Annotated in this window: 16 protein-coding genes; 14 read left to right on the top strand and 2 right to left on the bottom strand. The window is 55.8% G+C overall.

Features of this window, described 5'->3' with window-relative positions:
- The first annotated feature begins 11 nt into the window (after positions 1 to 11).
- From R2K26_RS08540 to R2K26_RS08505, 8 genes are all read left to right on the top strand, one after another.
- Positions 12 to 2,990 carry a glycoside hydrolase family 2 TIM barrel-domain containing protein gene (locus R2K26_RS08540; RefSeq protein ID WP_316519595.1) on the top strand — a complete coding sequence of 993 codons (2,979 nt, stop codon included), beginning with the start codon at positions 12 to 14 and terminating at the stop codon, positions 2,988 to 2,990.
- A gap of 311 nt (positions 2,991 to 3,301) precedes the next feature.
- Positions 3,302 to 4,390, top strand: a complete 1,089-nt coding sequence (locus tag R2K26_RS08535) for a GntR family transcriptional regulator (RefSeq protein ID WP_316519594.1) — start codon at positions 3,302 to 3,304, stop codon at positions 4,388 to 4,390.
- Positions 4,391 to 4,427: 37 nt separating this feature from the next.
- On the top strand, positions 4,428 to 5,387 hold the full coding sequence (locus R2K26_RS08530; protein WP_316519593.1) for a type I phosphomannose isomerase catalytic subunit: 960 nt from the start codon (positions 4,428 to 4,430) through the stop codon (positions 5,385 to 5,387).
- A 13-nt stretch (positions 5,388 to 5,400) separates the two neighbouring features.
- Positions 5,401 to 6,411, top strand: a complete 1,011-nt coding sequence (locus R2K26_RS08525) for a sugar kinase (RefSeq protein ID WP_316519592.1) — start codon at positions 5,401 to 5,403, stop codon at positions 6,409 to 6,411.
- Positions 6,412 to 6,488: 77 nt separating this feature from the next.
- On the top strand, positions 6,489 to 6,932 hold the full coding sequence (locus R2K26_RS08520; RefSeq protein ID WP_316519591.1) for an 8-oxo-dGTP diphosphatase: 444 nt from the start codon (positions 6,489 to 6,491) through the stop codon (positions 6,930 to 6,932).
- A 30-nt stretch (positions 6,933 to 6,962) separates the two neighbouring features.
- Positions 6,963 to 7,688: a purine-nucleoside phosphorylase gene (deoD, locus tag R2K26_RS08515; RefSeq protein ID WP_316519590.1), complete on the top strand. Its 726-nt coding sequence runs from the start codon at positions 6,963 to 6,965 to the stop codon at positions 7,686 to 7,688.
- Positions 7,678 to 8,112: a cytidine deaminase gene (locus R2K26_RS08510; RefSeq protein ID WP_316519589.1), complete on the top strand. Its 435-nt coding sequence runs from the start codon at positions 7,678 to 7,680 to the stop codon at positions 8,110 to 8,112. Before deoD ends, R2K26_RS08510 begins: the two co-directional genes overlap by 11 nt.
- Before the next feature lie 20 nt (positions 8,113 to 8,132).
- A complete protein-coding gene (locus tag R2K26_RS08505; protein ID WP_396897236.1) occupies positions 8,133 to 9,437 on the top strand; it encodes a thymidine phosphorylase in 1,305 nt (434 codons plus the stop codon).
- Positions 9,438 to 9,502: 65 nt separating this feature from the next.
- Here the strand turns inward: R2K26_RS08505 and R2K26_RS08500 are convergent, their stop codons facing one another.
- Positions 9,503 to 10,030: a peptidylprolyl isomerase gene (locus R2K26_RS08500; protein ID WP_176819698.1), complete on the bottom strand. Its 528-nt coding sequence runs from the start codon at positions 10,028 to 10,030 to the stop codon at positions 9,503 to 9,505.
- Positions 10,031 to 10,126: 96 nt separating this feature from the next.
- Here R2K26_RS08500 and R2K26_RS08495 point away from each other — a divergent pair, with 96 nt between their 5' ends.
- Genes R2K26_RS08495 through R2K26_RS08485 form a run of 3 tightly spaced genes read left to right on the top strand, consistent with a single transcriptional unit; the run spans position 10,127 to position 12,504 of the window.
- Positions 10,127 to 10,897, top strand: coding sequence for an exodeoxyribonuclease III (locus tag R2K26_RS08495; RefSeq protein WP_316519587.1), 771 nt, complete (start codon positions 10,127 to 10,129; stop codon positions 10,895 to 10,897).
- On the top strand, positions 10,894 to 11,541 hold the full coding sequence (locus R2K26_RS08490; RefSeq protein ID WP_316519586.1) for a hypothetical protein: 648 nt from the start codon (positions 10,894 to 10,896) through the stop codon (positions 11,539 to 11,541). Before R2K26_RS08495 ends, R2K26_RS08490 begins: the two co-directional genes overlap by 4 nt.
- On the top strand, positions 11,542 to 12,504 hold the full coding sequence (locus tag R2K26_RS08485) for an AraC family transcriptional regulator (RefSeq protein ID WP_308448585.1): 963 nt from the start codon (positions 11,542 to 11,544) through the stop codon (positions 12,502 to 12,504).
- A 125-nt stretch (positions 12,505 to 12,629) separates the two neighbouring features.
- Here R2K26_RS08485 and R2K26_RS08480 read toward each other — a convergent pair whose 3' ends face one another.
- Positions 12,630 to 14,144, bottom strand: coding sequence for an alpha-N-arabinofuranosidase (locus R2K26_RS08480; protein WP_316519585.1), 1,515 nt, complete (start codon positions 14,142 to 14,144; stop codon positions 12,630 to 12,632).
- A gap of 264 nt (positions 14,145 to 14,408) precedes the next feature.
- Here R2K26_RS08480 and rhaB point away from each other — a divergent pair, with 264 nt between their 5' ends.
- From rhaB to R2K26_RS08465, 3 genes are read left to right on the top strand one after another with little or no spacing between them, the layout of a single operon-like run.
- Positions 14,409 to 15,797, top strand: a complete 1,389-nt coding sequence (gene rhaB / locus R2K26_RS08475; RefSeq protein WP_316519584.1) for a rhamnulokinase — start codon at positions 14,409 to 14,411, stop codon at positions 15,795 to 15,797.
- Between the two features lie 46 nt (positions 15,798 to 15,843).
- Positions 15,844 to 17,040 carry a bifunctional phosphopantothenoylcysteine decarboxylase/phosphopantothenate--cysteine ligase CoaBC gene (coaBC, locus tag R2K26_RS08470; protein WP_176819703.1) on the top strand — a complete coding sequence of 399 codons (1,197 nt, stop codon included), beginning with the start codon at positions 15,844 to 15,846 and terminating at the stop codon, positions 17,038 to 17,040.
- Positions 17,037 to 18,311, top strand: a complete 1,275-nt coding sequence (locus R2K26_RS08465) for an L-rhamnose isomerase (RefSeq protein WP_396897232.1) — start codon at positions 17,037 to 17,039, stop codon at positions 18,309 to 18,311. The genes coaBC and R2K26_RS08465 overlap by 4 nt, the downstream gene beginning before the upstream one ends.
- Positions 18,312 to 18,320 lie beyond the last annotated feature (9 nt).

Genomic DNA, 18,320 nt, shown 5'->3' with positions numbered 1-18,320 from the left:
CGGTATTGATAATGGAATTTCAGAAAATGCACGAAAATCCGGACGTGCTGCACGTGGGTACCTGCCAGAACCGCAGCTACTTCTTGCCGAAGGCACCGGAGGACGGGGAAGAATCCACAAGAGTGTGTCTTTTGAACGGCACATGGTCGTTTCGGTATTTTGACTCGTTTTTAGACGTGTTCCCGGAGGGCTCCGAGGGTGAGATTTGCTTTGACGAGGAGGATATGGACGAGATTGAGGTGCCGTCCTGCTGGCAAAATGCGGGCTATGACCGCCACCAGTACACGAACGTGCGCTATCCGTTCCCGTATGACCCGCCGTATGTGCCGGACGAGAACCCCTGCGGTCTTTATCTGCGCCGCTTCTGCATGAACGCGGAAGACCTGACGCAGAAAATTTATTTGAACTTTGAGGGCGTGGACTCCTGCTTCTATCTGTGGATCAACGAGCAGTTTGCAGGGTACAGCCAGGTTTCGCATTCGACAAGCGAGTTTGACATCACCGATTTGCTGAACGAGGGTGAAAACTCCGTGGCGGTGCTGGTTGTAAAGTGGTGTGACGGCTCGTACCTGGAAGATCAGGATAAGCTGCGCATGAGCGGTATTTTCCGTGACGTGTACCTCATCCGCAGACCTTTGGCGCACATCCGCGATTACTTTGTAAAGACGACGGTGAGCGATGACCTTTCCCATGCGGATATCCGCGTGGAGATGGACTTTATCGGGCTGCCGGACGTGACGGCGGAGCTGTATGACGCCGAGGGCGCTCTGCTCGAAAGCACGGCGGGCGCGGAGCCGAACTTTGCGCTCGAAAACCCGCACCTTTGGAATGCCGAGGACCCGTACCAGTACACGATCGTGTTCCGCACAGCGGATGAAGTGATTGAGCAGAAGGTGGGCATCTCCAAAATTGAGATCCGCGACAGCGTTCTGTATTTCAACAATGTGAAAATCAAATTGCGCGGCGTGAACCGCCATGACAGCGACCCGGTGACGGGCTACACCATCAGCCGCGAGCAGGCGAAGCGCGACCTGTTCCTGATGAAGCAGCATAACATCAACGCAGTACGCACAAGCCACTACCCGAACGCGCCGTGGTTCTTACAGCTTTGCAGCGAATACGGCTTCTATGTTATTGCCGAGGCGGACATTGAAGGCCACGGTGCGGCGACGCAGACCGGCGGCTACGGCATGGACGAATATGCGGACAACGCACTGAACCCGATTTTCGACAAGGCGATTATGGACAGAATTCAGCGCAGCGTCATCCGCGACAAGAATAACGCGTGCGTGCTGATGTGGTCTTACGGCAATGAGACCGGCTGGGGCCCGAGCTTTGAGAAGGCCGGCGCATGGGTGCGCGAATATGACCCGTCGCGCTTGACGCACTACGAGAACACGTATTACGATGCGCGCGGCCACAAGAACGACCTGTCTTCCCTGACGACGGAGAGCCGCATGTACTCGGCGCCGGAGTGGATTGATGAATATATGGTCGACCCGAAGTACACGAAGCCCTTGGTGCTTTGCGAGTACATCCACGCGATGGGTAACGGCCCCGGAGATGCGGAGCAGTACCAGCAGCTGATCATGAAGTATGACCGCTTTATGGGCGGCTTTGTTTGGGAATGGTGCGACCACGCCGTTTACGGCGGCACGACGCCCGACAACCGCGATATTTTCCGCTACGGCGGCGACTTCGGCGAATATCCGCACGACGGCAACTTCTGCATGGACGGCCTTGTGTACCCCGACCGTACACCGCATACGGGTTTACTCGAATATAAAAACGTCATTCGCCCGGTACGCGCGGCGCTTATGAACCGCGAAACGGGGGAAATTCAGCTGACGAATTACCGCGATTTTACGAATACGGAAGAATTTTTGACGCTTTCCTGGGAAATTCAGCAGGACGGCGATACGGTGGCCTGCGGCGTGATGGACGACATCAAGATTGCCCCGCACGAAAGCGGTGTCATTACGCTGCCGGATGCAATTCCGACGGAGGGCGACGTGGCGGTGCTTTTGCAGTACAGTGCGAAGAAGAACGACAGCGTGTTCTTTGAGAAGGGACACCCGCTCGGCTTTGACCAGCTGATCGTTTCCCGCGGGGCACGCAAGGAAGAAGCGCTTAGAAAGGGCTTTGTTATTGCGGAGGAGGACAGCCGCGCCGTGACGGTAACGGGCGACAGCTTCCGTTATGTGTTCTCGAAGACCGAGGGCGTGTTTACGTCTATGGTGAAGAACAATGTGAACATCATGACCCGCCCGATGACGTGGAACGTGTGGCGTGCACCGACGGACAACGACCAGTTTGTGCGCAAGGAATGGGAGCAGGCCGGCTACAACGAACCCGCGATAAAAGTCTATGCCTGCAACGCGAAAGAGGAAGACGGCGTTGTTGTGATCGATTGCAAGCTGAGCCTTGCGGCGGTGTACCGCAGACCGTTCCTGCACCTTGACTGCCGCTTTACGGTGGACGCCGAGGGCAAGGTAAGAGCGGAAATCAACGGTAAGCGCGACATGGAGCGCCCGTTCCTGCCGAGATTTGGCATGAGAATGTTCTTGCCGAAGTCGTTTGACACGGCAGAATATTACGGCTACGGCCCGTATGAATCGTACTGCGACAAGCACCGTGCGTCTTCGCTGGGTCACTTTGCGCAGACGGCGGACGACCTTTTTGAGGACTACGTGAAGCCGCAGGAGAACGGCAGCCACTTTGGCTGTGCGCGGGTGACAATCACAGACGGCGCGGGCGCTGTGACCGTGACGAGCCCGGAGGACTTCTCGTTCAACCTTTCGCACTACACGCAGGAGGAAATGACGGAGAAGATGCACAATTACGAGCTTACGGAAAGCCCCGACAATGTGTTCTGCTTCGACTGCAAGATGAGCGGCGTAGGCTCCAACAGCTGCGGCCCGCGCCTTGCGAAGGCGATGCAGTTTGACGATGAGACGTTCACGTTTAAGTTTGACCTGACCGTGGAATAAGACGGGCAAAATTTGATAAATCAGAGCCGCCGTGTGGGAGTTTTTCCGCACGGCGGTTTTTCTGTGTAGTTGCGTGCAAACGGGCGAATAAAGTTTTGCTCAAGCTTTTTCAAAGGGTTTTGACCGCTGCGGCGCGATGGAAGACGGCGGTTTGTGCAGAATTTTTGGCTTTTTGAGAAATTTTGCAAAATATCTTAAAAATAAGTCCGTACAAATTTTGCGAAAGGTATTGCAAAAAGTTGTACGGCTTTTTATAATAAGGTTGTATTGAACCTGTGCAAACAGGTATCCTTTTTGAAAGGAACGATGACATGGCAGACACAGAAAAGAAAACTGCGAAATATCGCTTTCTGGTGGATACCATCAAGGAGAAGATCAAAAACGGAGAATATGAGCCCGGCGAACGCATGGAATCGGAAAATACGCTTTCCGAGCAGTTCGGGTACAGCCGCCAGACCGTGCGGCAGGCGCTTTCCGTCCTCGAGCAGGAGGGGCTCATTGAGCGCAGACGCGGCAGCGGCACGTATATCAGCTCCGAGAGCCGACGCACGCCGCGCGGCAACAGCATCGCCATTGTGACGACGTATATTTCCGACTATATTTTTCCGACGATCATCCGCGGCATTGAGGAGACGCTGACGAACGCGGGCTATGATTTGACCCTGAATGTGACGAACAACCACGTGGAGGAGGAAGCGCGCATTTTGCAGTCGCTCATCTCCCGCCGCGTGGACGGAGTGATTGTGGAGGGCACGAAGACGGCGTTTCCGAACCCGAACGTGGAGCTTTACCGCAGGCTTGAAAAAATGGGCGTGCCGGTGGTGTTTTTCAACAGCTATTACCGCGATTTACCCGATTCCGTTTACGTGGTGACGGACGACCGCAAGGCCGGCTTGCAGGCGGTGGACCTCTTGATTGAAAAGGGATGCAGACGTGTCGGCGGCGTGTTTAAATCTGACGACATGCAGGGCCACGGGCGCTACGCGGGCTTTTCCGAGGGGCTTATCCACAACGGATGCGTCCTTGGCGACGACAATGTGGTTTGGTACACGACGGCCGAGCGCAGCAGGCTTTTTCGCCCCGACAACAGCGACTACATGTTTGAGCGCCTGCGCGGGTGTGACGGCATTGTGTGCTACAACGACCAGATTGCGTATGGGGTGATTGACCTCTTACAGAAGCACAATGTGCGCGTGCCCGAGGATGTGCTCGTCATCGGGTTTGACGATTCGAGCATTTCGGAATACTCGCCGGTGAAGATTACCTCTTTTGTGCACCCGAAGGTGGAGATGGGCAGAGCCGCGGCGAATAAGCTCATCCACATGCTGCGCAGCAGCGACCCGGAGCAGCCGCTTGTGCTCGATATGCCGCTGCACGAGAAAGAATCGACAAGACGATAAATTTTGATATAAAACAGTTTGAAAGGGACGAATGAATATGAAGATCGAAAAATTATCCCCGGCATTTAAGGACTATCTGTGGGGCGGCACAAAGCTGCGCGACGTTTACGGCAAAAAGTGCGACTATGAAAAGGTTGCGGAGAGCTGGGAGCTTTCTACGCACCCGGCGGGCCAGAGCGTGATAGACGGCGGTGAATACGACGGGCTGAAATTCGGCGAGTATTTGGAAAAAGTCGGTGCGAAGGCACTTGGTGTGAACGGTGCGAAGTTTAAGGAGTTCCCGGTGCTTATCAAGTTCATCGATGCGAAGCAGCCGCTTTCCGTGCAGGTGCATCCGAGCGACGAATATGCGCTGCGCGTGGAGGGCGAATACGGCAAGACCGAGATGTGGTACGTTGTGGACTGCGAGCCGGGTGCTTCGCTGTACTTCGGCGTGAACCGTGCGCTGACGAAAGAGGAATTCAAAAAGCGCATTGAAGACAACACGCTGACGGATGTGCTCTACAAGGCCGACGTGAAGAAGGGCGACGTGTTCTTCATTCAGTCCGGTACGATCCACGCAATCGGCGCGGGAATTCTCATTTGCGAAATTCAGCAGAATTCCAACACGACATACCGCGTGTACGACTACGGCCGCCGCGGTGCGGACGGCAAGCTGCGTGAACTGCATATTGATAAGGCCATTGACGTTTCCAAGCTGACCCCGAGCGACACGTCCGACAAACAGGGCAAGCCGGAGGAGATTCCCGGAGGCACAAAGTGCGCGCTGGCTTCCTGCCCGTACTTTACGACGGAGAAATATGTTGTGGACGGCGAAGTCGAAATTGATGTGACGGGCGATTCGTTTGCGTCGCTTGTTGTGACGGAGGGCAGCGGCAAGGTTGTCGGCTGCGAGAACGAAGTGGAGTTCAAGCCGACGGACAGCCTGTTTGTACCGGCCGGCAGCGGCAAAATTAAGATTAATGGCCACTGCACGGTGGTGAAAACGACGGTTTAAAAGGGGAAACGCTATGAAGATGGAGTTTGTAGACGAAGCTGAACTGCAGAAAGCTGCGGAAGAGCCGGAGGACGAGGTGCGCGGGCGCATTGTGCTGGTCGGCGAGCCGATGGGGCTTTTCATTGCGGAGGAGCTCGGCGAGCTGGAGGATGTGACACACTTTTCGGCGGCTGTGGCCGGTGCGGAATATAACGTGGCGGTGGGACTTTCCCGCCTTGACCATGAAGCGCTGTACTGCACGCGCCTCGGCGACGATCCGGTGGGCAAACGCATTTTAAAGAGCATGAAAGGCAACCACGTTTCCGACGCGCTTGTGACCGTGACGGACACGGCTTCGACCGGGTTTATGATGAAAGGCAGGACCGAGGCGGGCGACCCGAAGATCGCATATTTCCGGCGGAACAGCGCGGCTTCGCAGATCTCGACGCATGACATCGATAAGCTCGACTTATACGGATGTGATTTTCTGCACGTGACGGGTATTTTTCCGGCGGTGTCGAAGTCGGCATTGGACGCGGTGAAACGATTGATGAGCCGCGCGAAGGCGCTGGATATGTTTATTTCGTTTGACCCGAACCTGCGCCCGCAGCTTTGGAAGGACGAAAAAGAGATGGTGCGCACGCTGAACAGCCTCGCACAGGAAGCAGACCTCGTTTTGCCGGGCCTTAGTGAGGGCAAAATTCTCACAAAGCGTGACACGCCGGAGGGTATTGCGGAGTTTTACCACGAGCGCGGCGTAGACAGCGTAATTGTGAAGCTGGGCGACAAGGGCGCGTACTGGTCCACGGGCGGCGAGCACGGCACGGTGCCGGCATTCCCGGTGAAAAAAATTGTGGACACGGTTGGCGCGGGCGACGGCTTTGCGGCGGGCGTCATCTCCGCTGTGGCGGAGGGCATGTCCTTGCAGGAGGCTGCGGCGCGCGGCACGGTAATCGGCTCGATACAGATTACACACCGGGGCGACAATGAGGGTCTGCCGACGCGTGCGGAGCTTGAGACCATCACAAAAGCGGGCATTGTGTAAATTCTAATAATGACGGTGCCGCGCAGGAAATGAGGGTTTGTTCCGCGCGGCATTGTGCTATTTGGGGAGTGAGAAAAATGGGCAGAAAAGAAACGGTGGAGCTGACAAACATGTGCATGGTGGAGGACGGCAAGGGCAACGTACTCGTGCAGAACCGTCTTGACCCGAACTGGTCGGGTATCGTTTACCCGGGCGGGCACGTGGAAGCGGGGGAATCCATCGCGGCATCGGTCATTCGCGAAATCCGTGAAGAGACCGGGCTGACGATTGAAAATCCGACGCTGTGCGGTGTGAAGCAGTTCTGGCTTGATAACGGCGTGCGGTACATTGTGTTTTTGTTCCGCGCGGATAAATTTACGGGCGAGCTGCACGGCTCCGAAGAAGGCGATGCGTTCTGGCTGCCGCGGAAAGAGCTTTTCGAGCACCAGACGGTGGAAAGCTTTGAGGGCTTAGTGCACGTTTTTGAGACGCCGGAATGCAGTGAAGTTTATTATAAAGACGGCGAAACGCATTTTGCATGATTTGAAATTTGAATTCAGGAGGAAAATTTTATGACACCGCATAACGAAGCAAAAAAGGGCGATATTGCAAAGGTGGTTTTGATGCCGGGCGACCCGCTTAGAGCGAAATTTATTGCAGAAACGTTTTTAGAGGACGCCGTGTGCTTTAATACGGTGCGCGGAATGCTGGGCTATACGGGCTTGTATAACGGCAAGCGTGTTTCCGTAATGGGCAGCGGCATGGGCATGCCTTCTATGGGTATATACAGCTACGAGCTGTATCATTGCTACGATGTGGAAGCGATCATTCGTATCGGTACGGCGGGCGGCATTGCGGACGGCGTGGAGCTGCGCGATTTAGTATTGGCGATGGGCGCGTGCACGGACTCGAACTTTGCGCACCAGTACCGTTTGCCGGGCACATTTGCGCCGACGGCGAGCTTTGAACTGCTTGAAAAAGCGGTGCAGACGGCGCGGGAGAAGAACCTACGTTATCGCGTCGGCAACGTGGTGACGAGCGATATTTTCTACGGCGACTGTGAAAATGAGACCGCCGAATGGAAAAAAATGGGCGTTCTGGCCGTGGAAATGGAGACGGCGGCGCTGTATATGACGGCGGCGCACGCGGGCAAGCAGGCGCTTTCCATCACGACGGTATCCGACTTGCCGCTGAAGGGGGAATCGACCTCGAGCGAAGAGAGACAGAAGACGTTCACGCAGATGATGGAGGTAGCGCTGGCGGTTGCCTCTGAGGCGGTGGACGGACATGACAAATGAGGTCATAAAAAAGCTTTCGGAAGCGGCGCTTGATGTGCGGGAAAAAGCGTACTGCCCGTACTCCGGCTTTGCGGTGGGCGCGGCGCTGCTTGCGAAAAGCGGTGAAATATACACGGGCGTAAACATTGAAAACGCTGCGTTTACGCCGACGAACTGTGCGGAGCGCACGGCGTTTTTTACGGCGATTGCAAAGGGCGAGCGAGATTTCGTCGCTGTTGCAATCGCGGGCGGCAAGGCGGGCAAGGAGCCCGAAGACTTCTGCGCACCGTGCGGCGTGTGCAGGCAGGTGATGCGGGAATTTTGCGGGGACGCGTTTGTGATCATTCTTGCAAAGCCCGGTGAAGAAAAGGTTTACACATTAAAGGATTTGCTGCCGCAGAGCTTTTCGCCGAGAGACGTTCTGGGCGAAAAAGCGAAGCGGTAAAAAAGGCGGTGATTTTTGTGCTGCATATTTTGGACATTATCCGCAAAAAGCGGGACGGCGGGACGCTGACAAAGGACGAGATTGAATATTTTGTGCGCGGGTGCACAGACGGGAGTATCCCGGACTATCAGCTTTCGGCGCTTTTGATGGCGATTTATTTAAACGGCATGACGCACGAGGAGACGGCGGAGCTGACCTTGGCGATGGCGCATTCCGGCGACATGGCCGACCTTTCCGCGATACACGGCGTGACGGTGGATAAGCATTCCACGGGCGGCGTGGGTGACAAGACGAGCATGGTTATTGTGCCTGTTTGCGCGGCGTGCGGGGTGAAGATTGCCAAGATGAGCGGCCGCGGGCTTGGACACACGGGCGGCACGGCGGATAAGCTTGAGAGCATTCCCGGTATGCGGATCGATCTTTCTCCGGAGGAATTTACAGCGCAGATCAATAAGATCGGGTGCGCGATGATCGGACAGACAGGCGAGCTGTGTCCGGCGGACAAGAAGCTTTACGCGCTGCGCGACGTGACCGGGACGGTGGAGAGCGTGCCGCTCATCGCTTCGAGCATCATGAGCAAGAAGATCGCTTCCGGCGCAGAGCGGATCTTGCTGGACGTGAAGACGGGCAGCGGCGCATTTATGAAGACAACGGAGGATGCGATTACGCTCGCCGAGGAAATGGTGGAGATCGCGAAGCTTTCCGGCAGGCGCGCGGCGGCGCTCATCACCGATATGGACAGGCCGCTTGGGCACGCCGTGGGCAACACCTTGGAGGTGCTGGAAGTTTTGGAGACGCTGCACGGACGCGGGCCGGAAGACCTTACGGAAGAGTGTTTGGAGCTTGCGGCAAACATGATCTGGCTCGGCGAGCAGGCAGAGAACCTTGAACACGCGCGGAAGAAAGCGAAAACGGCACTGGAGACGGGCAAAGCGTTCGAGAAATTCTGTGAAATGGCCGAGGCGCAGGGCGCGGATGTACGGTACTTGAGAGAACCCGAGCGGTTTGCGCTTTCGCCGGTGAAAAAAGACGTGTGCGCGCCGCGCAGCGGGTATGTGGTGCATATCAACGCGGAGCAGGTGGGCATGGCAAGCGTGCGGCTCGGCGCCGGACGCGAGAAGGCCGACGATGTGCTTGACTACGGCGCGGGCATCGTGTTGAAAAAGACGGTGGGAGACGCGGTACAAAAAGGCGAGGTGATCGCCGAGCTGTACGGTGCGAGCGCAGAAAAGTGCCGCGACGCGGAAAGCGTGCTGCACGGGGCGTTCCGCTACGGCGACGAGAAAACAGAAGAATGTTCACTTGTACTGGCAAGGGTAGAGTAAAACAAAAAACCGCACCTGAAAAGGTACGGTTTCTGTGTGTTCGGTTTTAACGTTTGCGGTTAAAATCAGCCGCGCTCGGGGCCGGTGACGGGCTCGTCGTAATCAACGCCGAAGGTCTCGACGGTGACTTTCGTCATGACCTGATCTTCGCGCGGGCGGTCGGACCAATCGCGCGGGGAGGAAACGATGGCCTGTGCGACATCGATGCCCTCGGTGACCTTGCCGAATGCGGCATACTGGCCGTCGAGATGCGGGGCGTCATCGACCATGATGAAGAACTGGCTGCCTGCGCTGTTCGGGCGCTGGCTTCTTGCCATGGAGAGAACGCCGGTGGTGTGCTTCAGATCGTTCTTGAAGCCGTTCATAGCGAACTCACCCTTGATGCCGTAGCCGGGGCCGCCCATGCCGGTGCCTTCCGGGTCGCCGCCCTGGATCATGAAGCCAGGGATGACGCGGTGGAAGATGGTGCCGTCATAAAAGCCCTTCTGAATGAGGGAAATAAAGTTGTTGACCGTGTTCGGCGCAATCTCGGGGTAAAGCTCCGCCTTGATGGTGCCGCGGGTGGTCTCGAAAGTAACAATAGGATTCTGCATACCGAATAACTCCTTTCATAGAGGTCTTTCGGGAAGAAAGACCGTTCGTAAAATTCAGTATACCATATTTAATTTGAAATTGGAAGTGATTTTGCTTTGAAGTTGATTTCTTGGAACGTAAACGGGTTGCGCGCCTGCATGACAAAGGGTTTTAATGACTTTTTAGCGGCGGAAGACCCCGATGTTATCTGCTTGCAGGAAACGAAAATGCAGCGCGAGCAGGCAGATTTTGATTTTGCGGGGTACACGGAATTTTGGAACTCTGCCGAGAAAAAAGGGTATGCCGGCACGGCAATCTTTACAAAAACAGAGCCGCTTAATGTGACGTATGGCATCGGCGACGAACAGTTTGACTGCGAGGGGCGCGTGATCTGCGCGGAATTCCCGGAGTTTTACCTTGTGACCGTGTACACGCCGAACGCTCAAAGAGAGCTTGTGCGCATTGATTTTCGTATGGCGTTTGAGGATAAGTTCCGCGCGTATCTCGAAAGGCTGCACGAAACGAAGCCGGTTATTGTGTGCGGTGACATGAATGTGGCACACAGGCGCATCGACATCAAAAACGCAAAGCCGAACATCGGCAGCGCGGGATTTTCGTACGAAGAAAGAGGGAAGTTTTCCGAACTGCTCGCGGCGGGCTTTGTGGATTCGTTCCGTGAATTGTACCCCGATGCAAAGGACGCGTATTCCTGGTGGTCGTATATGGGCAAGGCAAGAGAAAAGAACGTCGGCTGGCGCATTGACTATTTCCTCATCACGGAGGAGCTGAAAAAGAATTTGGCGGACAGCAAGATCCTCTCCGACGTGATGGGCAGCGACCATTGCCCGGTGGAACTCATCTTGAATTTTAGCGAGGAAAACGCATGATTTTTAAGGAGAAAAAGACACCGACGCTTTTGATGATGCCTTCGGCGAACGGCTGGCGCGCGGTGCACAAGAAATATAAAAACGAATACGGCACGGTGATCTGCACCGAAAAGGGTGATACGGTGGAAATCGTGACGGACTTCGGTGAATTTTCCACCGAGCGTACGGAAGCGGTGGAAAGCGCTGCGGCGATGATTTTTGAAAACAATGGCGTGAAAGAGATTACGGTGGACGGAGAGAAGCTTACCCGCGAAGCGTGGCAGGAAAAAGAAGATGCGCGCCTAAATGCGCTGCACAGGACGCGGGAGGATTACAAAAATGTGCTCGGAAAGCCCGTGCACTGCGTGACGGACAGGCCGCTTGGCTCTGCGCACCCGCGCTATCCGGAGATGATCTACCCCGTGAACTACGGCTATGTGCCGGGCGTGATGGCGGGGGATAACGCCGAGCAGGACGTGTACATTTTGGGTCCAACGGAGCCGCTTAAAACCTTTGACGGCGTGGTGATCGCGGTGGTGCATCGCTTTAACGACGTGGAAGACAAGTGGGTGGCGGCGGAAAAGACCGGCGTTTACACGGCGGAGGAAATCCTGAAAATTCTCGATTTCCAGGAAAAATACTACGAAAGCGAGCTGATCCTCTAAATGACCGAGGAACTCATGCGCAGGCTGCGGGTCATCACGCCGGAGGAACAGCGCATTTTGGACGGCGGCGCGGTGGACAAGGCGGCGTACACGGCGCGGGCGGTGTTTACGGTGGACAGCGAGAAGCTTTTGGAGCGCGGGCGGCTCATCTCCGTGCGCGCGCACACGCGGTTTGCACCGTTCCCCAGACACGCGCACAGCTATATTGAAATCATGTACATGTGCTCCGGCAAAACGGTGCACCGCATCAACGGCGGCGAGCCCATCACCGTGCACGCGGGCGAGCTGCTGTTTCTGGGACGCGGCGCTTCGCATGAGATAGAACGTGCGGAATATGAGGACATTGCGGTGAATTTCATTGTGCTGCCGCAGTTCTTTGATACGGCGTTGGAGCGCATCGGCGCGGACAACGCGCTTGGGCGGTTCATCGCGAACAGCATCAGCCGCGCGGGGGGCTCGGATTTTTTACTGTTTAGAGTTGCGGATGTGCTGCCGGTGCAGAATCTCGTTGAAAACCTCGTTTGGACGCTTGTGAACGACACGAAAAACCGCAGACGCATTACGCAGAACACGATGGCGCTGCTGTTTTTGGAGCTTTTGAACTGCACGGATAAGCTGGCGGCGAGCGAAAACGAGGGCGATCACAGCGCACTTGTGATGACGGCGCTGCGGGAGATTGAAGAAAATTACCGCACGGCGAGCTTGACCGACATTGCGGAAAAGTACGGTGTGACGATTTCGTACCTCAGCGCGGCGGTACACAGCACGACGGGGTTCACGTTTAAATCGCTTTTGCGGCGCAAGCGAATGGAGAAAGCGGCGGCACTGCTTTCCGGCACGAAGCTTTCCGTGAGCGATATTATCATGGCGGTGGGGTATGAGAACACAAGCTATTTTTACAGGGCGTTTTCGGAAATGTACGGCGTGACACCAAGGGAGTATCGGTTGAGGCAGAGAGGTTAGTACACATAAAATAACGCCGCACGCTCGATGAGAAAAACGAGGGTGCGGCGTTGTTTTATTTCTAAGAATTTGTCGCCTTTGAAAAGGCGGGCGAAACTTTTAACTACGCTTTTCGGAAGCGCGGTTTACTTCACGAATCTCAAAACATTCCACGAGGTTTTCGTGAGGTTCGCTTTATAGAGATTGCCGTCTTTTTCGGTTCTGTCCGTATGGAGCTTCGGGGTGACGGCGCTGTGCTCGGCGGTGTTGACGGCCTTCATATCCGGGTTTTCAAGGACGATGTGCTCTGCGAGGCGGTAATCGCCGAAGGAGCGCAGGTCGAGGTCGAGGACGATGTCATCCGTCAGGCTGCGGTTGACGGCGAAGACGGTAACTTCGTCCTTTTCGTCGTTCCACACGGCGATGGACTCGACGTCGGTGACATCGGTGAAATCGATGGTATCGTGCTTTGTGGAGGTGAGCACCGGCTGGAGCGCAATGCCGCGGCCGTATTTGGAGGCGTGGAGCAGCGGATAATAAATCGTCTGGCACCATGCGGGGCCGTTTTCTTCGGTCATAATGGGTGCGATGACGTTGACGAGCTGTGCCATGCACGCCATTTTTACGCGGTCGGAGTGCTTCATCAGCGTGATGAGCATGAGGCCGACGAGCAGGGCGTCTTCAAAATCGTAGTGGTCTTCGAGCAGGTGCGGCGCAATCTGCCACGGGCGGTTCTTCATGGTGTCGGCATCGGTGGCATCGGCGTGGAACCAGACGTTCCATTCGTCGAAGCTGAGGTTGATGTTTTTCTTTGCGCGCTTCTTCGCCTTGACGAAATCGCACGTGGCGATGACGGTACGGATGAAGTGATCCATGTCGTCGCTCTGGGCGAGGAAGTTTGCGGTATCGTTGAAGCGGTTGCCGTAGTACTGGTGCAGGGAGATGTAATCGACGCTGTCATACGCCCAGGAGAGCGCGGTGTTTTCCCACTCCGGAAATGTGGGCATGCCCGTGTTGGAGCTGCCGCAGAGCACGAGTTCGATGGACGGGTCAATCTGCTTCATGGCTTTGGCAGTCTCGTCGGCAAGGTGGCCGTATTCGTCGGCGGTCTTGTGGCCGGTTTGCCACGGGCCGTCCATTTCGTTGCCGAGGCACCAGACCTTGATGTTGTGCGGGTCTTTGACGCCGTGCTTGACACGCAGGTCGCTGTATTTGGTGCCGGACGGGTGGTTGCAGTATTCAAGCAGGTTGCACGCTGCTTCAATGCCGCGTGTGCCGAGGTTGACGGCCTGCATGATCTGCGTGTCGGCTTTTTTCGCCCACTTTGCGAACTCGTTGATGCCGATATAGTTCGGCTCTGTGCTGCGCCATGCAAGCTCAAGACGCTTCGGGCGGTCTTCTACGGGACCTACGCTGTCTTCCCAGTAGAAATTGGAGACGAAGTTGCCGCCGGGGTAACGGACGATCGGCACTTGCAGCTCGCGCACGAGGTCGAGTACGTCGCGGCGGAAGCCGTCTTCATCGGCAGTGGGGTGGCCCGGCTGCCAGATGCCGCCGTATACTGCACGGCCGAGGTGCTCGATGAACGAGCCGTAGATGCGCTTATCGATTTTAGAAATTTGGAAATCCTTTTCAATGGTGAGTTTTGCCTGTTTTGCCATAGACCTGATCTCTCCTCAGAAGTTGTATGTACAATTTATGTGTTCATTTTAGCTTGAAAGCCTTGGATTGTCAACCTATTTCGGCGGAATTCTTTTGCTGTGTGCCGAAAAGTGAAGCGCGGATTTGTGCAGTTTGGCGGGAGAAAATTCTGTGCGGCAGAAGAAAAGTTAAAATAAAGATAGTTTTAAGTGAAAACAACGTCCTTATTTTTGGACACGGTTCCTGCTATACTATTGCTGTAAACGAAAAAACGGAGGGCTTATATGAAAACGTATTTGGCGGTGGACATTGGGGCTTCAAGCGGACGACACATTTTGGGGTGGCTCGAGGACGGAAAACTGAAGCTGAAAGAAATCTACCGTTTTAAAAACGGGGCGGAAGACCAAAACGGCCATTTGTACTGGGACATTGACCGCCTTGAAAGCGAAGTGATCAACGGCATTGCGGCGTGTGAGACTGCGCCCGAGAGCGTGGCGGTGGACACGTGGGCAGTGGATTATGTTTTGCTCGGTAAAAACGGAGAACGCATCTGCCCGGCGGTGGCGTACCGCGACAGCCGCACGGAGACGGTGCCGGACGAGCTGGAAAAAACGGTGCCGTTTGCGTGGCTGTACGGAAGAACGGGCATTCAGATGCAGAAGTTCAACACGGTGTATCAGCTGGCGGCGCAGAAAAAGGAAACGCCGGATGTATTTAAAAAGGCCGAAAAGCTTTTGATGATCCCGGATTATCTGGCATACAGGCTTTCGGGCGTGGCCGTGAACGAATACACAAATGCGAGCACGACGGCGATGGTCTCGGCAGAACATAAGACATGGGACAAGGAGATCATAGCGCGGGTGGGTTTGCCGGAGAAAATCTTCGGCGAGCTGCACAAGCCGGGTGAAGCGCTCGGCGGGCTAACGGAGCGCGTGAAGGAGAAAGTCGGCTTTGATTTGACGGTGCGGCTTGCGGCTTCGCACGACACGGCTTCCGCGTTTTTGGCGGTGCCGGCGAAGGATGAGAACGCGGTGTTCCTTTCGAGCGGCACGTGGAGCCTCATTGGCGTGGAGCTGAAAGCGCCGGTGACGAACGACGAGAGCCGTGCGCAGAATTTTACGAACGAGGGCGGGTATGAGTACCGCTATCGGTATTTGAAAAACATCATGGGCCTTTGGATGCTGCAGAACATGCGGCAGGAGCTCGGCGAAGAGAACAGCTTTGATAAGTTGACGGAGCTTGCGCAGAGCGCGGCGGATTATAAGGGCCGTGTGGACGTGAACGCAGAGTGCTTTTTGGCGCCGAAAAGCATGTGCGAAGCGGTGAAAAACGAGCTTATGAAACAGGGCTTCAAAGAACCGACAGTGCCGGAGATGCTCTCCTGTGTATACCACAGTCTGGCGGAAAGCTACGCCGAGACGATAAAGGCACTTGAAAAGCTGACGGGCAAAGTATATACGAGTTTAAATATCGTCGGCGGCGGCAGCCGGGACGAATATTTGAATAAACTCACGGCGAAAGCTTGCAAATTACCTGTATATGCGGGCCCGACAGAGGGCACGGCCATCGGTAATCTCATCGTGCAGATGATCGCGGACGGCGAGCTTGCGAGCGTACAGCAGGCGCGCGACGTGATACGGGACAGCTTTGAAATTAAAATTTACGAACCCTGAAAAGTGTATTATAATAGAGTAAAAACAAAACGGAAAGGACGATAAAATGCTGAAAGGTAAAACGGTTTTACTGGGCGTGACGGGCAGCATTGCGGCGTACAAAATTGCGGGGCTTGCGAGTATGCTGAAAAAGCAGCACGCGGATATTACGGTGCTGATGACGCAGAACGCCACGAATTTTATCAACCCCATTACATTTGAGACTTTGACGGGCAACAAGTGCCTCATCGATACGTTCGACCGCAATTTCCAGTACAGCGTGGAGCACGTTGCGCTGGCAAAGCGCGCGGACATTGTGCTCATCGCCCCCGCGAGCGCGAATGTCATCGGCAAAATTGCGAACGGCATTGCGGACGACATGCTGACGACGACCGTGATGGCGTGCCGCTGCCCGATTTTGATTTCGCCTGCGATGAACACGAATATGTTCTTGAACCCCATTGTGCAGGATAATCTTGCAAAACTGAGACGCTTCGGGTACACGGTGATCGAGCCGGACAGCGGGTATTTGGCTTGCGGTGATATAGGCGCGGGCAAGATGCCTTCCGAAAAGACGCTGTTTGACTGGATCATGCAGACGATCGGTGCGGAGAAAGACCTTGCGGGGCAGAAAATCCTCGTGACGGCGGGCGCAACGGCGGAGAAGATCGACCCCGTGCGGTTCATCACGAACCATTCGACAGGTAAAATGGGCTGCGCGCTTGCACGCCGTGCGGCGATGCGCGGTGCGGACGTGACGCTCGTCTGCGCGAACATGACCGTGGAACCGCCCCCGTTTGTGACGGTGGTGAAAGCGGAATCTGCGGAAGACATGTTCAACGCGGTGACGAGCCGTGCGCCGAAGATGGACGTCATCATCAAAGCGGCAGCGGTGGCGGATTACCGCCCGAAAACGGTCGCCGAGGAGAAAATCAAAAAGCACGACGGCGGCATGAGCATTGAGCTTGAGCGCACGCAGGACATTTTGGCGTACCTCGGCGCGCACAAGCCCGCGGGGCAGTTCCTCTGCGGATTTGCGATGGAGACCGAGAATCTCATTGAAAACGCGCGTGGAAAGCTCGAGCGCAAGAACCTCGATATGATCGCGGCGAACAGCCTGCGCACGAAGGGTGCGGGCTTTGCGGGCGATACGAACGTGGTGACGCTGCTGACAAAAGACGAAACGGAGGAGTTGCCGATGCTCTCAAAAGACGAGACGGCAGACCGCATTTTAACAAAAATCAACACGCTTAGGAAAGGATGAACGATATGACACAGTATGAGGCGGCAAAAAAGCGCTATGCCGAGCGCGGTGTGGACGCCGACGCTGCCATCAACACGCTGAAAAGCGTGCCGGTCTCTCTGCACTGCTGGCAGGGCGACGATGTGCGCGGCTTTGACGGCGACCCGAATGCCCCGCTGACGGGCGGTATTCAGACGACGGGCAACTACCCCGGCCATGCGCGCACGCCGGAGGAGCTGATGGCGGACATCGACGAGGTGCTGCGCCTTTGCCCCGGCACGAAGAAGCTGAATTTACACGCGAGCTACGCGATCTTCACCGAAGAAAACGGCGGCTGGGTGGACAGAGATAAGCTGGAGCCGAAGCACTTTGCGCCGTGGGTGAAGTTCTGTAAGGAGCGCGGGCTCGGCTGCGATTTTAACCCGACGTATTTTTCGCACCCGAAGTGCGACCCGCTGACGCTCTCGAGCCCGAACCCGGAGACGCGCAAATTCTGGGTGGAGCACGGCAAGGCGTGTATCCGCATTTCGCAGTATCTGGCGGAGGAGCTCGGTCAGCCGTGCATCATGAACATCTGGACGGGCGACGGATTGAAAGATATTCCCGCCGACCGCATGACGCCGCGCATGCTGTATAAAGAGTCTCTCGATGCGATTCTCTCTGAGCCGTACGATTTTAACCTTGTAAAGCCGTGTGTGGAATCGAAGGTGTTCGGCATCGGGGTGGAGGCGTACACGGTGGGCAGTGCGGAATTTGCGCTGAGCTATGCGGCGATGAATAAGGATAAGTGCATCCCGCTGCTCGATAACGGCCACTACCACCCGACGGAGGTCGTATCCGATAAAATTCCGGCGATGCTGACGTTCTTCCCGGAGATTGCGCTGCACATCACGCGCGGCGTGCGCTGGGACAGCGACCACGTGGTGCTGTTTGACGACGAGACAAAGGAGATTGCGAAGGAGATCGTGCGCTGCGGCGGGCTTTCGGGTCGTGTTAAGATTGCGCTCGATTACTTTGACGCGTCCATCAACCGTATCGGCGCGTGGGTGACGGGCTTCCGCAATGTACAGAAGGCGCTGTTGTTCGCGCTGCTGCAGCCGACGGAGGAGCTGACGAAGCTGCAGAACGAGCAGGATTTCACGTCTTTGATGATCCGCGCGGAGGAGTTGAAAACGATGCCGTTCGGCGACGTTTGGGCGGAATACTGCAAGGAGCAGAATGTCCCCGCAGACGACATGGAATGGCTTTCCGAAATTAAAGAATACGAAAACGAAGTGCTTTTAAAGCGCTGAGGAGGTATA

The organism is Neglectibacter sp. CSJ-5, assembly GCF_032490475.1.
GTDB classification, from domain to species: domain Bacteria; phylum Bacillota; class Clostridia; order Oscillospirales; family Acutalibacteraceae; genus Hominenteromicrobium; species Hominenteromicrobium mulieris.
Note: the sequence above shows the minus strand (reverse complement) of the source record. Positions and strands in the feature narration are given on the sequence as shown.

Bases quoted from the DNA above. Each gene is read 5' to 3' on its own strand.
- R2K26_RS08500 (WP_176819698.1), bottom strand. From the start codon at position 10,030: ATGCAGAATCCTATTGTTACTTTCGAGACCACCCGCGGCACCATCAAG.
- R2K26_RS08520 (WP_316519591.1), top strand. From the start codon at position 6,489: ATGGGCAGAAAAGAAACGGTGGAGCTGACAAACATGTGCATGGTGGAG.
- R2K26_RS08485 (WP_308448585.1), top strand. From the start codon at position 11,542: ATGACCGAGGAACTCATGCGCAGGCTGCGGGTCATCACGCCGGAGGAA.
- R2K26_RS08540 (WP_316519595.1), top strand. From the start codon at position 12: ATGGAATTTCAGAAAATGCACGAAAATCCGGACGTGCTGCACGTGGGT.
- coaBC (WP_176819703.1), top strand. From the start codon at position 15,844: ATGCTGAAAGGTAAAACGGTTTTACTGGGCGTGACGGGCAGCATTGCG.
- R2K26_RS08535 (WP_316519594.1), top strand. From the start codon at position 3,302: ATGGCAGACACAGAAAAGAAAACTGCGAAATATCGCTTTCTGGTGGAT.
- R2K26_RS08480 (WP_316519585.1), bottom strand. From the start codon at position 14,144: ATGGCAAAACAGGCAAAACTCACCATTGAAAAGGATTTCCAAATTTCT.
- R2K26_RS08465 (WP_396897232.1), top strand. From the start codon at position 17,037: ATGAACGATATGACACAGTATGAGGCGGCAAAAAAGCGCTATGCCGAG.
- deoD (WP_316519590.1), top strand. From the start codon at position 6,963: ATGACACCGCATAACGAAGCAAAAAAGGGCGATATTGCAAAGGTGGTT.
- R2K26_RS08525 (WP_316519592.1), top strand. From the start codon at position 5,401: ATGAAGATGGAGTTTGTAGACGAAGCTGAACTGCAGAAAGCTGCGGAA.
- R2K26_RS08490 (WP_316519586.1), top strand. From the start codon at position 10,894: ATGATTTTTAAGGAGAAAAAGACACCGACGCTTTTGATGATGCCTTCG.
- R2K26_RS08510 (WP_316519589.1), top strand. From the start codon at position 7,678: ATGACAAATGAGGTCATAAAAAAGCTTTCGGAAGCGGCGCTTGATGTG.
- rhaB (WP_316519584.1), top strand. From the start codon at position 14,409: ATGAAAACGTATTTGGCGGTGGACATTGGGGCTTCAAGCGGACGACAC.
- R2K26_RS08530 (WP_316519593.1), top strand. From the start codon at position 4,428: ATGAAGATCGAAAAATTATCCCCGGCATTTAAGGACTATCTGTGGGGC.